The 13,665-nt window shown below is 75.1% G+C and carries 13 protein-coding genes; 8 read left to right on the plus strand and 5 right to left on the minus strand.

What is annotated here, in order from left to right:
• Positions 1 to 2: 2 nt before the first annotated feature.
• The 3 genes from dhaL (at position 3) to AB0910_RS16410 (ending at position 2,310) form a co-directional block, all read left to right on the plus strand.
• A complete protein-coding gene (gene dhaL, locus AB0910_RS16400; protein ID WP_366745274.1) occupies positions 3 to 632 on the plus strand; it encodes a dihydroxyacetone kinase subunit DhaL in 630 nt (209 codons plus the stop codon).
• Positions 629 to 1,045 carry a PTS fructose transporter subunit IIA gene (locus tag AB0910_RS16405; RefSeq protein WP_366745275.1) on the plus strand — a complete coding sequence of 139 codons (417 nt, stop codon included), beginning with the start codon at positions 629 to 631 and terminating at the stop codon, positions 1,043 to 1,045. Before dhaL ends, AB0910_RS16405 begins: the two co-directional genes overlap by 4 nt.
• Positions 1,046 to 1,440: 395 nt before the next feature.
• The gene (locus AB0910_RS16410; protein WP_366745276.1) at positions 1,441 to 2,310 is read left to right on the plus strand and encodes an ABC transporter substrate-binding protein; all 870 of its coding nucleotides are present in this window, start codon (positions 1,441 to 1,443) and stop codon (positions 2,308 to 2,310) included.
• 221 nt (positions 2,311 to 2,531) lie between these two features.
• Here the strand turns inward: AB0910_RS16410 and AB0910_RS16415 are convergent, their stop codons facing one another.
• A complete protein-coding gene (locus tag AB0910_RS16415) occupies positions 2,532 to 2,981 on the minus strand; it encodes an ATP-binding protein (RefSeq protein WP_366745277.1) in 450 nt (149 codons plus the stop codon).
• Between the two features lie 323 nt (positions 2,982 to 3,304).
• Between AB0910_RS16415 and AB0910_RS16420 the strand changes: the two genes are divergently transcribed.
• The 3 genes from AB0910_RS16420 (at position 3,305) to AB0910_RS16430 (ending at position 6,700) form a co-directional block, all read left to right on the plus strand.
• Positions 3,305 to 5,122 carry a coagulation factor 5/8 type domain-containing protein gene (locus AB0910_RS16420; RefSeq protein ID WP_366745278.1) on the plus strand — a complete coding sequence of 606 codons (1,818 nt, stop codon included), beginning with the start codon at positions 3,305 to 3,307 and terminating at the stop codon, positions 5,120 to 5,122.
• 226 nt (positions 5,123 to 5,348) lie between these two features.
• Positions 5,349 to 5,822 (plus strand): NUDIX domain-containing protein, encoded by a 474-nt coding sequence (locus AB0910_RS16425; RefSeq protein WP_366745279.1) that lies wholly within the window; start codon positions 5,349 to 5,351, stop codon positions 5,820 to 5,822.
• 113 nt (positions 5,823 to 5,935) lie between these two features.
• Entirely contained in the window at positions 5,936 to 6,700 is a 765-nt protein-coding gene (locus AB0910_RS16430; RefSeq protein ID WP_366745280.1) for a glycoside hydrolase family 75 protein, read from the plus strand.
• 38 nt (positions 6,701 to 6,738) lie between these two features.
• Here AB0910_RS16430 and AB0910_RS16435 read toward each other — a convergent pair whose 3' ends face one another.
• Positions 6,739 to 7,239 carry a DUF4232 domain-containing protein gene (locus AB0910_RS16435; RefSeq protein ID WP_366745281.1) on the minus strand — a complete coding sequence of 167 codons (501 nt, stop codon included), beginning with the start codon at positions 7,237 to 7,239 and terminating at the stop codon, positions 6,739 to 6,741.
• Between the two features lie 537 nt (positions 7,240 to 7,776).
• On the opposite strand from AB0910_RS16435, the gene AB0910_RS16440 reads away from it, so the two are divergent.
• On the plus strand, positions 7,777 to 9,522 hold the full coding sequence (locus tag AB0910_RS16440) for a TIGR03767 family metallophosphoesterase (RefSeq protein ID WP_366745282.1): 1,746 nt from the start codon (positions 7,777 to 7,779) through the stop codon (positions 9,520 to 9,522).
• Between the two features lie 114 nt (positions 9,523 to 9,636).
• Positions 9,637 to 10,887 carry a DUF4032 domain-containing protein gene (locus AB0910_RS16445; RefSeq protein WP_366745283.1) on the plus strand — a complete coding sequence of 417 codons (1,251 nt, stop codon included), beginning with the start codon at positions 9,637 to 9,639 and terminating at the stop codon, positions 10,885 to 10,887.
• A gap of 25 nt (positions 10,888 to 10,912) precedes the next feature.
• Here the strand turns inward: AB0910_RS16445 and AB0910_RS16450 are convergent, their stop codons facing one another.
• From AB0910_RS16450 to AB0910_RS16460, 3 genes are read right to left on the minus strand one after another with little or no spacing between them, the layout of a single operon-like run.
• Complete coding sequence (locus tag AB0910_RS16450) at positions 10,913 to 11,932, minus strand: FAD-dependent monooxygenase (protein WP_366745284.1); 1,020 nt, start codon at positions 11,930 to 11,932, stop codon at positions 10,913 to 10,915.
• Complete coding sequence (locus tag AB0910_RS16455; protein WP_366745285.1) at positions 11,929 to 12,453, minus strand: isoprenylcysteine carboxyl methyltransferase family protein; 525 nt, start codon at positions 12,451 to 12,453, stop codon at positions 11,929 to 11,931. The genes AB0910_RS16450 and AB0910_RS16455 overlap by 4 nt, the downstream gene beginning before the upstream one ends.
• 51 nt (positions 12,454 to 12,504) lie before the next feature.
• Positions 12,505 to 13,557, minus strand: coding sequence for a 3-oxoacyl-[acyl-carrier-protein] synthase III C-terminal domain-containing protein (locus AB0910_RS16460; RefSeq protein ID WP_366745286.1), 1,053 nt, complete (start codon positions 13,555 to 13,557; stop codon positions 12,505 to 12,507).
• Positions 13,558 to 13,665 lie beyond the last annotated feature (108 nt).

Genomic DNA, 13,665 nt, shown 5'->3' on the forward strand with positions numbered 1-13,665 from the left:
ACGTGGCAGAGCAACAGTCGCAGCAGGACCTGGACGCGGCCTTCTTCATCAGGTGGCTCACGGCCTGCGCTGCCGCCGTCGGGCGGGAGGCGGCGCATCTGACCGACCTGGACGCGGCGATCGGCGACGCCGACCACGGCAGCAACCTCAGGCGCGGCTTCAGGGCCGTGGCCGACGTCCTCGCGAAGGACGCCCCCGCCACGCCGGGCGCCGTCCTGACGCTCGCGGGACGTCAGCTGATCTCGACGGTGGGCGGCGCCTCCGGCCCCCTGTACGGCACGCTGCTGCGGCGCACGGGCAAGGCGCTCGGCGACGCGGAGAGCGTGGACAGGGAGCGGCTCGCCGGTGCCCTCGGGCAGGCCGTGGCGGCGGTGGCGCAGCTGGGGGGCGCCGCGGCGGGCGACAAGACGATGCTGGACGCGCTCGAACCTGCGGCGGAGGCCCTCGCCACGTCGTACGAGGCAGCGGCGCGCGCCGCCGCGGAGGGCGCGGAGGCGACGACGCCGCTCCGGGCGCGCAAGGGCCGGGCCAGCTACCTGGGCGAACGCAGCATCGGCCATCAGGACCCCGGCGCCACGTCGGCGGCGCTGCTGGTCGCGACGCTGGCGCAGACGGCCGGGGGCGCCCGGTGAGCGCCGCGGCGCCCGGCAGGGTCGGGATCGTGCTGGTCTCGCACAGCGCCGCCGTCGCCTCAGCGGTGGCCGCGCTGGCGGAGGGCCTCGCGGGCGGCGGCGGCAGCGCCCCGGTCGCCGCGGCGGGCGGCACGCCCGACGGCGGCCTCGGCACCAGCGCCGACCTGATCACCGCGGCGGCCGCCGACGTGGACGGCGGCGCCGGTGTCGCCCTCCTCGTGGACCTCGGCAGCGCCGTCCTGACGGTGAAGACCCTCCTGGCGGAGGGCGACGAGCTGCCGCAGGGCGCGCGCCTGGTGGACGCCCCGTTCGTGGAGGGCGCGGTCGCCGCCGTGGTCACCGCCTCGGCAGGCGGCGACCTGGACGCGGTCGCAGCCGCCGCATCAGAGGCGTACGCCTACCGCAAGGAGTAACCCCGCCCGCGGCCCCACGGCCCGGGGGCCGCGGTATGCGCCCCTGGGCCGTCCGGAACGGCGCACGGCCCCACCTCCGGCCCGAGCCCCTGGCCCTGCCCGCTGCCCCGCGCCCGTGGCCCACGCTCCGCGGACCGCTGCCCTCCCGGCCACCAGGAGCCGCGACCGGGCCGAGGGCCGCACCCGCAGACGCCCACCCTGAGCCCAGGCCCCCGGGGCCCCGCCGGGCCCGCCGCCGCGGCGTCCCGCCGCCTGGGTGCGTTGGCCGGGACTTCACGCCATGTGCCGTTTCGCACACCGCTGTTGGTATCCGCCACCTTCCGTCTGGGCAGGGACTGGGTGGCGCCCCGTGCGCCGTGCACGGAAAAACCGACGGGATCGAGGCGAGTGCGACCATGGATGTGCGAGAGACCTGGGACTTCACCGACGACCGCGGCCTTCGGGTCGCCGCAGACAGCCGCCCCGAGCGGCTCGTCGCCTACATCCAGGCGGGCGCGACGCTGTGGGACCACGGCCTGCGCCCGCTGGGCGTCTTCGGGTCGCACCACGACGGCGACACCCAGGACCCGGCCAAGGCGGGCGGGCTGCCGCTGGAGGAGATACGGTCCTTCGGCTCCGGCAGCGGGGTCGACGTGGACGCACTGGTGGCGGCGGGCCCCGACCTGGTGGTGGCGGTGACGTACGGCGGCGAACAGGTCTACGGGCTGGATCCGGATGCGGCCAAGCACCTGGGCGAGCAGGTGCCGATCGTGGTGCTCGACGTGGGCGGCTCGCGCACCCTCGCGGGTGTCAGAGGCAGGTTCGGCGAGCTCGCGCGCTCGCTCGGGGCGCCGGAAGGGGCGAGCGCGGCGGGCGAGGCTGAGCTGGCACGGGCCGAGGAGCGGCTGCGGACGCTCGCCACACGCTCGGTACGGCCCCGGGTGCTCGCCCTGTCGGCGGCGGACGCCGAGAAGGCGTACCTGGCGCGCCCGACGTCCTGGCCCGACCTGCGGGCGCTCTCCGAGCGCGGCGTCGGCCTCGTGGACCCCGGGGGCGAGGGCGGCGGCAACTGGCGCACGGCGACCTGGGCGGAGGCGGAGGAGCTGCGGCCCGACATCGTGCTCGCCGACGTACGGGCGAACGCGGCGCCGCGCGAGTCGCTGGCGGGCACGGCGGAGTGGACCCGTATCGCGGAGCACGCGCAGGTCCTCCCGTGGAATCCGGAGACCCCGGCGAGCCACCACGCACACGCCCTCTTCTTCGACACGGTCGCCGACGCGATGTGACCCCGCCTCCGCTTTCCCTGAGGAACGGCGCACCCACGTGACCGGGGAGCGCACGGCCGCCCGGCGGGACGGCGGAGGAGGCGGGACGCGCAGCACGCGGACGCGGGCGTCGCGGACAGAGTGCGCCCCGCCTGCGGGACATCGGGAGGGCGCCGCGTCCGAGGACAGCCGCCCCGCGCGCAGCGCCGTCGTGTGTGGCGTGCGTCCCCGCCGGCCGGGGCTCAGTCGGCGAGGACCGCCTGGACCGTCTTGCCGTCCCTGGCGGTCCCGCAGACCGAGAAGCGGCTGGAGAGCCCGCGGACCATGGCGATGCCGCGGCCGCTCTCCGGGAGGGCCTCGGGGGACTCGGGTACGAGCACCGGGTCGTCGGGCCGAAGCTCACGCAGCGCCGGCAGGGCCGGGCCGTCGTCGTGGACCTCGACCGTGACGCGGCCCGGCCGCACCGTGAGGCGCAGCAGGCAGCCGCCGGTGCCGTGGCGGGTGGCGTTGGTGACGAGTTCCGACACGACGACCCTGGCGTCCTCTATGCGCTCGCGCGGGAGCCCGCCCCCGTACTCGTGCGTGAGGTAGGCGTCGGTCAGATAGCGCGCCCAGCCCGGCGACGTGTCCGAGCTGGGCAGGGCATAGGTGACACGTGCGGCGCCCCGGTGGGCCTGCCCGCTCGCCTGCATCCGGACCACTCCTCTCCGCGTGGGCGGTTTCCCGCCCCGCATGTGCAGGTTCCCGCCATCCGGCGGATCAATCAGGGGCGGGCGCGGAGAACGTGCCGTCACAACCCGAACGGGCATCAGCCGCAATACCGCACAAGAGCCGCCAACCGCCCGTATTCCACGGACACTTGTTGACCAATCGGCTCCCATCGAGGGCTCGTTCGCGCACAAGTCTTGACGCGTACGCAACGCGGGGGAAGCATCTGGGTACCCAGAGAGCGCTCTCACGGGCTCTCGCGGTGCCCCGACCCCCATCTCTCCTCAGCCAGGAGGTCCCTCCCCCCATGCAGCAGCCTCCGCTGGACCCCGCCCGCGAGGACGGGTCCCCCCGACTCAGCCGCCGCGCGTTCGCCGCCGCCGCTGCGGGCGCCGTGCTCGGCTCCGCGTTCCTGCCCGCCGCGACCGCCGGCGCGGCGCCCCGTGCCGCCGCCCGCCGGGCGGGCGCCGCGCCCGCCGTGACGGCAGGCGGCGACCTCGGGCCCAACGTCATCGTCTTCGACCCGTCGACCGCCAACATCCAGGGCACGCTCGACGACATCTTCCACAAGCAGGAGTCCGCGCAGTTCGGCACCGGCCGCTACGCGCTGCTGTTCAAGCCCGGTACGTACAACGGCCTGAACGCGCAGATCGGCTTCTACACCTCCATCGCAGGCCTCGGCCGCAACCCCGACGACGTCCAGATCAACGGCGACGTCACCGTGGACGCGGGCTGGTTCAACGGCAACGCCACGCAGAACTTCTGGCGTTCGGTGGAGAACATGGCGCTGACCCCGGTCAGCGGCGAGGACCGGTGGGCGGTCGCGCAGGCCGCGCCGTTCCGCCGCATGCACATCAAGGGCGGCCTCAACCTGGCCCCGAACGGCTACGGCTGGGCGAGCGGCGGCTACATCGCCGACAGCAGGATCGACGGCACGGTGTCGCCGTACTCGCAGCAGCAGTGGTACACCCGCGACAGCCAGATCGGCGGCTGGGGCAACGGCGTCTGGAACATGGTGTTCTCGGGCGTCGCCGGCGCCCCGGGCCAGTCGTTCCCCAACCCGCCCTACACCACGCTCGACACGACGCCGGTCTCCCGCGAGAAGCCGTACCTCTACCTCGACGGCAACGACTACGCGGTCTTCGTCCCCTCGCTGCGCACCAACGCGCGCGGCGTGTCCTGGGCGAGCGGCTCCACGCCCGGCACGTCCATCCCGCTCTCGCAGTTCTACGTGGTGAAGGACGGCGCCACCGCCGCCACCATCAACCAGGCGCTCTCGCAGGGCCTGCACCTGCTGTTCACGCCCGGTATCTACCACGTCGACCAGACCATCAACATCACCAAGGCCAACACGGTGGTGCTCGGGATCGGCTACCCGACGATCATCCCGGACAACGGGGTGACCGCGGTGCAGACCGCCGACGTGGACGGCATCAGGCTCGCGGGCTTCCTGCTGGACGCGGGCACCACCAACTCGGACTACCTGCTGCGGGTCGGCCCCGCGGGCGCCTCCGCAGGCCACGGGTCCAACCCCACGACGGTGCAGGACGTGTTCGTCAGGATCGGCGGCGCCGGTGCGGGCAAGGCCACCACCAGCATGGAGATCAACGCCCACGACACCATCATCGACCACACCTGGATCTGGCGCGCCGACCACGGCTCCGGCGTCGGCTGGGACACCAACAGGGCCGACTACGGCCTCAAGGTGAACGGCGCGAACGTGCTCGCCACCGGCCTGTTCGTCGAGCACTTCAACAAGTACTGCGTGCAGTGGAGCGGCGAGGGCGGCCGGACCATCTTCTTCCAGAACGAGTTGGCCTACGACGCCCCCAACCAGGCCGCGATCCAGAACGGTTCGACGGCCGGGTACGCGGCGTACAAGGTGGACGACGCGGTCAACACCCACGAGGCGTGGGGCGTCGGCAGCTACTGCAACTTCACCTCGGACCCGAGCATCCGGGTGGACCACGGCTTCGAGGTGCCGCAGAAGTCGGGCGTGAAGTTCCACGACGCGCTGGTCGTCTCGCTCGGCGGCGTGGGCCAGTACAACCACGTCATCAACAACACGGGCAGCGCCACATCGGGCACCAGCACGGTGCCGTCGAACGTGGTCTCCTTCCCGTGAGGGCGGGCCGGCCGGCGGTTCGGGGCCGGCGGCCGGCCGACGCGCCACCGGGGGCCTGAGGCCCCCCGGCGCCGACCGCACGCCCGGTCGGCGCCGCCACGTCCGCAGGGCCCGGCCGCTCGTACCCCCCACCGGCCGGGCCCTGCCGCCGTGCCGGGGCCCCGCGGCCGCCCGTACGGCGGATCAGTGCGGGCAGGGCGCGGCGGGCCGCAGCAGACTTGACGGCATGTCGGGCAAGCGAAGCGCGGGGCTGCTGGTCTACCGGGTCACGGACGCCGGTACCGAGGTGCTCATCGGCCACATGGGCGGACCGTTCTGGGCGGGCCGCGAGGCCGCTGCCTGGTCGATGCCGAAGGGCGAGTACGAGGACGACGAGGCCCCCGAGGACGCTGCGCTGCGCGAGTTCCGCGAGGAGCTGGGGCTCGAACCGCCCGCGGGGCCGTGGCTCCCGCTCGGCGAGGAGCGCCGGCGCAGCGGCAAGCGGGTGACCGCGTGGGCGGCCGAGGGGGATCTCGACCCGGCCGGCGCGGTGTTCGGCACGTTCACCATGGAGTGGCCGCGCGGCTCCGGCGTGCAGCGGGAGTTCCCCGAGCTCGACCGGGTCGCCTGGGTCCCGCTGGGCGAGGCCGGGGAGCTGCTGGTGGCGGGGCAGCGCCCCTTCCTCGACCGGCTCGCCCGGTCGATATCCAGGTCCGGCTGACCTCCTTGTCCGAGGGCCGCCTGCGCCGACCGCGGTCCCCCGGGCAGCAGCGCCCGCGGGCCGGGGCGGCGGGGCGGTCGGCCCCCGCTCGTCCTGACGAAAGGTCCACTCCCGTGCGCTACCGCACGCATGTCGTCGCCGCCGCCGGTACCTTCCTGGCCGCCGCCTCCCTGCTGGCCCACCTCTCCCCCTCGGGTGCCGCGCCCGCGCGGCCCGCCGCCGCGGGCCCCGGCGCCGCCGGCGCGCCCGCCGGGGTGCCGGGACCGCCGAGCGCCCTCCTCCAGGAGGGCACGGTCACCGCCGCGCAACTGCTCGCCCGGGTGGGCCGCTGCGACCAGGTCTCGGACGGGATGTTCCGGATGGACGACGAGGACGAGGAGCCCACGGTGCCGGTGTGCGGCACGCCGGGCGCGGTGTTCTGGAAGGCGGACCTGGACATCGACTGCGACGGGCAGGCCACCGCGCACTGCAACGCGGACACGGACGGGTCCTTCCAGGACATGACGGCCTTCACGCAGTCGGACGGCAGGCCGCTCGACGCGGAGCGGCTGCCGTACGTGGTGGTGCCCGGCCCCAGCGGCACCTGGGACCACCGCGCCTTCGGCATCCGCGGCGGCGGCCTCGCCGCGGTGGTGCACGACGGGCAGGTGCAGTACGCGGTCGTCGGCGACACCGGCCCCGCCGGGCTGATCGGCGAGGCCTCGTACGCGACGGCGCACGCCCTCGGCATCACCCCCGACCCGGAGGGCGGCGGCACGCCGGAGGACGTGACGTACATCCTCTTCAGGAACACGTCCGTGCGGCCGCCCGAGGACCACGCGGCGGCCGTGCGGATGGGCGACCGGCTGGCGCGCGAGTTCGTCGCGGGGGCGCGGTAGCCCGTCCGGCGGCCCCCACCGCATGACGGGCCCGCGGGTCAGGCGCCGCGCCGCACGGGTCCGACGAGGGTGCCGGGCGCCACGGTGAGCCGCCCGTCGGCGAAGGACGTGCCGGGGATCTCACCGTCCGGTGCCCGCAGGGTGAAGGAGGCGCCGTCGGCCGCCGTGCCCCGCCGCGTGTCGGGCACCTGGATGTCGAAGTGCACGGGGTGCCCGGGGCCGAGGACGGCGGTGGCGCGCTGGTCGCCGTAGCGGCCGGCGGAGAGCGCGAGCGTCGAGCCGTGAGCCGAGAACCGCACGTCGGCGGGCGACCCCGCGAGCCTGCACGGCGCGTACCCGCGCGGCGCCTTCAGGGTGACGCGGTAGTGGCGGTGTCCCGCGCTGCCGGGGGCCCTGGTGATCTTCGCGAGGTGGTTGGCGGGGCGGCAGGCCGAGGGCGCGGGGGCCGCGGCAGGCGCCGCCTGCGCCGCCGTGGTGCCCGCGGCGCCCGCCAGCACGGTGGCGGCGAGCAGCACGGCGGTCTTCGGGTGGATACGCATGAGGGACTCTTCCTTGCCTTGCACGTCCGGCCCGGGGCGCGAGCCGTCCGGACCGTGGTCGAGATGATCCCTGCCTCGGGGCGGCCACAGAAATGTCCCGGTATCGCCACGGCCGGGTGTCCACTGCGCCGAACCCCGGTTGCGTTCGCCGGGGAGGAGGGGTGGCCCCGCCGGCCAGGGGGAAGGGCCGGCGGGGCCGACGAGCCCGGACGGCCGGGGGGAAGGCCGCGGACCCGAGTCGCAGGGGCGTGTGCCCTGCCCCGGCGCGCCCATGCCCACCCGTCCCCGGATTCCCCCTCCGGGGGTTACGCCGCCGCTGCCCTGCCCCGGTGAATGAACGCTGAGTGACCGGTTGACGGCGGGCGGACGAGGGGTCAGGGACGCACGCGGGGCGCGGTGATCCCTGTGCTCAGATGGGCGCCGGACGTTGGAACCTCGTTCATGCGCAGGCCACACCCGGTGTCAAGCATCCACGTGTGGCCAGGGCGCCGCCCGCAGGCCCGCTCGCCTTCGCATCCTCGTCCGGGGAAGGGCACCATGTCCCGCATACGCTCCGCAGCCACATCCGTCGACCGCCGCCACTTCCTCACCGCCGCGGGCGCCGTGGGCGCCTCGGCCGGCATCGGGCTCGCCCTCGGCCTGGGCGGCGGCTCGGGCGCGGCCAACGCCGCAGGCCCCGAGCCGGCCGCCCGGCCCGCCGTGCCGCCGCAGCGGGGCACGGCGGCCCCTGTGGCCGCACCTGCGGCCTCGGCCCGCACCACACTCGACTCGGTCGCGACGCCCGTCCACACCGGCGCGAGCTTCCAGCGGCTGGCCGAGGGGCCGGGCTGGGGCCGGGTCGTCCGGCACGAGCTGGCGGCCGCGGGCGCGTCGCGCGCCGCACGGCGCACCACGCTGACGTCGTTCGTGCAGCTGACCGACCTCCACCTGGTGGACGTGCAGCACCCGGTGCGCACCGAGTACCTGCGCGGCTCGCAGCTGACCGGGTGGCGCCCGCAGGAGGCCCTGTCCGTGCCGGGCGCGGTGGCGCTCGTCGAGCGGATCAACGCGATCAGGAACGGCCCCGCGACGGGCGCGCCGGTGTCCTTCGCGGTGACCACGGGCGACAACACGGACAACAACTCCCGGGACGAACTCGACTGGTTCCTCACCGTGATGAGCGGCGGGCGCGTCACCCCCAACACCGGTGACCCGCACCGCTACGAAGGCCCGCAGAACTGCGGCGAGGAGCTGTACTGGCAGCCGGAGACCGCGCTGCGCGACCTCGACAAGCGCTACGGCTTCCCCCGTATCGACGGCTATCTGGACGCGGTGATCCGCCCGGTGACCAGCCCGGGCCTGCGCCTGCCCTGGTACTCGACGGTCGGCAACCACGACGCGCTCGCCAGCGGCGCCATGGCGGACCGCTCCGGCTACCTCGCGGAGTTCGCGGTGGGCGACCGCAAGCTGTACACGGTGCCGTCGGGCGAGGCCGACCCGCTCCGCGGGATCCTCACCGCGGGCAGCCACCCCGCGGGCGACGAGCTGGTCTCGCTGCTGCGGCGGGACCGGCGCAGGATGCGCACCGTCACACCCGACGAGCGCAGGGCGCCGTTCACCCCGCACGACTACCTCGCGGCGCACCTCGACCCCGCGCGCACCGGCGCGGGCCCGCACGGCCACGGCTACACGGCGGACAACCTCGCGGCCGGCACCCTCTACTACACCTTCCCGATGGGCGAGAACGTCGTCGGGGTGAGCGTCGACACCACGGACCGCGGCGGCCACTTCCTCGGCTCGGTCGGCACCGGGCAGCTGGCCTGGCTCGACCGCACCCTGGCCGCCCACCGGGACGCGCACGTCGTCGTCTTCAGCCACCACAACAGCTGGACGATGACCAACACGCACCCCGACCCGGCGAAGCCGGGCGAGGCGCGGCACACCGGCGACGAGATGGTGGCGCTCCTCAAGCGGCACCGCAACGTGCGCGCCTGGGTCAACGGGCACAGTCACCGCAACCGCATCCTGCCGCACGGCACGTTCTGGGAGGTCTCCACCGCCTCGCACGTGGACCGGCCGCAGCTCGCCCGGATCGTCGAGCTCGCCGACAACGGCGACGGTACGCTCTCCCTCTTCACCACCCTGATCGAGTCGGGCGCCCCCGCGCGCACCGACTTCGGTGATCTGTCGCAGACCGGACTCGCCGCGCTGTACCGGGAGTTCGCGCACAACGCGCCCGGCGCGAGCACCACCGCCTACGGCAGCGCCGAGGACCGCAACACGGAGCTGCTGCTGCGGAGCTGAGGCGGCGGGGCCCCGCGGTGGGCGGCGCCGGGCGGCCACCCGGCACACTGGGGGCGCGGGGACAGCGGCGTCCCGCGCACTGCCCGACCCTGCCCATCCACAGCGGAGGCGCGCATGGCGCTGCAGATCAGCGCGACCAATCCGGAGCATCCGGCCCAACTCCTCGACCTGCCCTGGGACACCGTCCTGGAACAGTGGCCCGAGGAGTGCCTGGTGCCGCTGCCGCGCGGCATCTCGCGGCACGTGGTGCGGTTCGCCGCCGCCGGGCCCGAGGTGGTGGCCGTCAAGGAGATCACCGAGCGCGCCGCGGTACGGGAGTTCGGGCTGCTGCGGGACCTGCACCGGCTGGGCATCCCGGCGGTCGAGGCGCTCGCCGTGGTGACGGGGCGCAGTGCGCAAGGCGGCGAGGAGATCGAGTCCGCGCTGGTCACACGGCACTTGAAGGGGTCGCTTCCGTACCGCTCGATGTTCGAGTCGACGATGCGGCCGAGCACGGTGAAGCGGCTGATGGACGCGCTCGCCGTGCTGCTCGTGCGGCTCCATCTCGCCGGGTTCGCGTGGGGCGACTGCTCGCTGTCGAACGCGCTGTTCCGGCGGGACGCGGGCGCCTATGCCGCGTACCTGGTCGACGCGGAGACCGGCGAGCTGCACCAGAGGCTCAGCCAGGGCCAGCGGGAGTACGACATCGAGCTGGCGCGGATGAACATCGCGGGCGAGCTGATGGATCTGGAGGCGTCGGGTGCGCTGCACCCGTCGATCGACCCGGTGCCGTTCGGCGCGGCGATCGTGGAGCGGTACGAGGAGCTGTGGCACGAACTGACCCGCGAGTCGGTCTACCCCGTGGACAAGCGGCACTACATCGACCGGCGCATCCGCAGGCTCAACGACCTCGGCTTCGACGTGGCGGAGATGCGCATCGAGAGCTCCCCGCACGGCGACACCGTGCGTTTCCTGCCGAAGGTCGTCGACGCGGGCCATCACCAGCGCCAGCTGCTGCGGCTGACGGGCCTGGACGCCGAGGAGAACCAGGCGCGCAGGCTGCTCGGCGACCTGGAGTCCTGGATGGCGACGCAGGAGGACTACGCGCCGGGCGATCCGCTGGGCGCGCGGCCCGAGGTGCTCGCGCACCGCTGGGTGCGCGACGTGTTCCGGCCGACGGTGCGCGCGGTCCCGCTGGAGCTGCGGGGCGACACGGACACCGCGCAGATCTACCACGAGGTGCTGGAGCACCGCTGGTACCTGTCGGAGCAGGCGGGCCGCGACGTGGGCCTCGAAGCGGCCGTCGCCGACTACGTGGCGCACGTCCTGCCGGGCGACCTCGCGGCCACGGCGGTCCAGCACCTCGGGCGCGAGCAGGAAGGCTGAGCCCGCGGGGGCGCGGCGGCCGCGCTCACTGGAGCGCGCGGACCGCCGCCGTGAAGACGCCGGGCAGGGCGGCGGCAGCGGGCACCACGAGCCGGGCGGCGGGGCGGCCCGCCACCCGCACCAGGGCGCCGGTCAGCGCCCGGTGGCGGCGGGTCAGGGCGCGCCAGTCGCGCTCGTACGCCGCCGGTTCGCCGGTGCGCAGGCGGGCCACGGCGGCCCGCGCCGAGGCGAGGCCGAGCGCGATGCCCTCGCCGGTGAGCGCGTCGACATAGCCGGCTGCGTCGCCGACGAGCAGGACGCGCCCGGCGACGCGGGCACGGGCGGACTGCCGCAGCGGCCCCGCGCCGCGCACGGCGGTCGCGGGGGCGCCGGTGAGGCGGGCGCGCAGCTCGGGGAAGGCGGCGAGGTGCTCGTCGTAGCCGAGGCGCAGGGAGCTGAGGACCGCGACGCCCACCAGGTCGTCGGCGACGGGGGTCACGTACGCCTCGCCCGCCTGCGACCAGTGCACCTCGACCAGGTCGCTCCAGGGCGCCATCCGGTAGTGGCGGCGCTGCCCGTAGCGGCGGGCGGCGCGCGGCCCGCGCTGCAGGTCGAGGCCGAGGGCGCGGCGCACGGGCGAGTGCAGGCCGTCGGCGGCGATCAGCCAGCGGGCGCGCAGGCCGCCCGCGGTGACGCCGTCGGCGTCCTGCTCGACGCCGGCCACCCGGCCCGGCACGGGCGCGACGCCCGCGTCCTGTGCCCTGGCGAGCAGCGCGGCGTGCAGCTCGGTGCGGCGGATGCCCCGGCCCTGCCCGGAGTCGAACAGCGCCCTGGCGTCCAGGCCCCCGCGCACGTAGCGGATGCCGCGCAGCGCCCGTCCTTGCGGGAGGCGGACGCCGAGGTCGGTGAGCGCGCGGACGCCGCTCGGCATGATGCCCTCGCCGCACGCCTTGTCGAGGGCGCCGGCGCGGGGCTCGATCACCACGGTCCGCAGCCCCGCGGCCCTCGCGTGCAGCGCGGCCGCGAGCCCTGCGGGGCCACCGCCCGCCACCAGGACGTCGATCATGTGGCGGTGCCCGCCGGGGCGAGCGCCGCGTTCTCGCACCGTATCCGCACGGCCAGCAGCCAGGCGTTGAGCAGGGTGAAGGCAACGGCCGTCAGCCAGGCGGTGTGCACGAGCGGCAGGGCGACGCCCTCGGCGGCCACCGCCAGGTAGTTGGGGTGCCTGAGCCCCGGCAGCCGGTAGGGACCCGAGGTGACGAGGGGCAGCCCCGGCACGACGAGCACCTTCGTGTTCCAGCGCGGGCCGAGCGCGGTGACGCACCACCAGCGCAGCCCCTGCGCGAGGACGACGGCGGCGAGCATGGGCCAGCCGAGCGCGGGCAGGAACGGACGGTGCGCGTAGTGGGCCTCGGCGAGGCAGGCGACGAGCAGCGCGGTGTGCAGGGCCACCATCGCCGGGTAGTGGCCCCTGCCGTGCTCCACGGCGCCGCGCGCCAGGCTCCAGCGGGCGTTGCGCCGCGAGACGGCCAGCTCGGCGAGGCGCTCCGCGCCCACGGCGAGCACCAGCACGGTGTACCAGATCATCGTCTTCCCCGTTCCCTTCTCCGCCGTCCCCGTGCCGCCCGGATCCCCAGGTCACCAGCGCAGCAGGACGAGTTCCGCGCAGAAGCCGGGCCCCATGGCGAGGAGCAGTCCCGCGGTGCCGGCCTGCGGGCGCCGCTCCGCCAGGGTGTCACGCAGCACGTGCAGGACGGACGAGGACGAGAGGTTGCCGATCGAGTCGAGGGAGCGCCAGGTGACGTCGAGCGCCCCCGCGGGCAGGTCGAGCGACTCCTCGACGGCCGTCAGGACCTTGGGTCCTCCGGGGTGGCAGACCCAGGCGGTGATGTCGTCGCGGGTGAGCCCGTGGTCGGCGAGGAAACCGTCGACGTCGGCAGCGAGGTTCTTGCGGACCACGTCGGGCACGCCGGGGTCGAGCAGCACCCGGAACCCGGAGCCTGTGATGTCCCAGCCCATCACGTGCTCGGTGTCCGGGTAGAGGTGGCTGCGCGTCTCGACCACGGCGGGCCCGCCCGCCCCGCGGCGGGCGCCGCACAGGACGGCGGCGGCCGCGCCGTCCCCGAACAGGCCCGAGGCCACGAGGTTCGCGGGTGACGCGTCGTCGGGCTGGAAGGTGAGGCTGCACAGCTCGACGGAGAGCAGCACGGCCACATCGTCGGGCCGTCCGAGCAGGTGGTCGTGGATCCTGGCGAGCCCCGCGGCGCCCGCCACACAGCCGAGGCCGAAGACCGGCAGCCGCTTCACGTCGGGCCGCAGGCCGAGCCTGCCGACGAGGCGGGCGTCCACGGACGGCGCCGCGATGCCCGTGACGGAGGTGAACATCAGCAGGTCGACGTCGCGCGGCGACAGGCCCGCGGCGTCCAGCGCGCCGGCCACCGCCTCCTCCCCCAGCGGCACGGCCGTCTCGATGAACACGTCGTTGGTGTCGCCGAAGTCGCCGGGTTCCGCGTAGCGTTCGAGCGGCATGGCCATCGCACGCCCGCTCACCCGCGCGCTGGTGTGCAGGCGGTCGAGCAGGCGTCGGTCGGCGCCGTCGGGCAGGCACGTGCGCGCCACCATGTCGGTGATCTCGCGCTGGCTGTAGCGGTGCGGAGCGAGCACTCCGTGCACGGCTGCGATGCGTGTCATCTGGGGTCCGATCAGCTCGGGAACGGAACATCATTGCCCGCACCGCGTCCTGTCTCACACCGGTTCCCCGGTTCGGACGCCGACGCCGGTCCGAGGTCCCCACTTCCC

The sequence above is a fragment of the Streptomyces sp. NPDC047002 genome (assembly GCF_040704505.1).
GTDB lineage: Bacteria > Actinomycetota > Actinomycetes > Streptomycetales > Streptomycetaceae > Streptomyces.

Bases quoted from the DNA above. Each gene is read 5' to 3' on its own strand.
- AB0910_RS16410 (WP_366745276.1), top strand. From the start codon at position 1,441: ATGGATGTGCGAGAGACCTGGGACTTCACCGACGACCGCGGCCTTCGG.
- AB0910_RS16415 (WP_366745277.1), bottom strand. From the start codon at position 2,981: ATGCAGGCGAGCGGGCAGGCCCACCGGGGCGCCGCACGTGTCACCTAT.
- AB0910_RS16420 (WP_366745278.1), top strand. From the start codon at position 3,305: ATGCAGCAGCCTCCGCTGGACCCCGCCCGCGAGGACGGGTCCCCCCGA.
- AB0910_RS16425 (WP_366745279.1), top strand. From the start codon at position 5,349: ATGTCGGGCAAGCGAAGCGCGGGGCTGCTGGTCTACCGGGTCACGGAC.
- AB0910_RS16435 (WP_366745281.1), bottom strand. From the start codon at position 7,239: ATGCGTATCCACCCGAAGACCGCCGTGCTGCTCGCCGCCACCGTGCTG.
- AB0910_RS16440 (WP_366745282.1), top strand. From the start codon at position 7,777: ATGTCCCGCATACGCTCCGCAGCCACATCCGTCGACCGCCGCCACTTC.
- AB0910_RS16445 (WP_366745283.1), top strand. From the start codon at position 9,637: ATGGCGCTGCAGATCAGCGCGACCAATCCGGAGCATCCGGCCCAACTC.
- AB0910_RS16450 (WP_366745284.1), bottom strand. From the start codon at position 11,932: ATGATCGACGTCCTGGTGGCGGGCGGTGGCCCCGCAGGGCTCGCGGCC.
- AB0910_RS16455 (WP_366745285.1), bottom strand. From the start codon at position 12,453: ATGATCTGGTACACCGTGCTGGTGCTCGCCGTGGGCGCGGAGCGCCTC.
- AB0910_RS16460 (WP_366745286.1), bottom strand. From the start codon at position 13,557: ATGACACGCATCGCAGCCGTGCACGGAGTGCTCGCTCCGCACCGCTAC.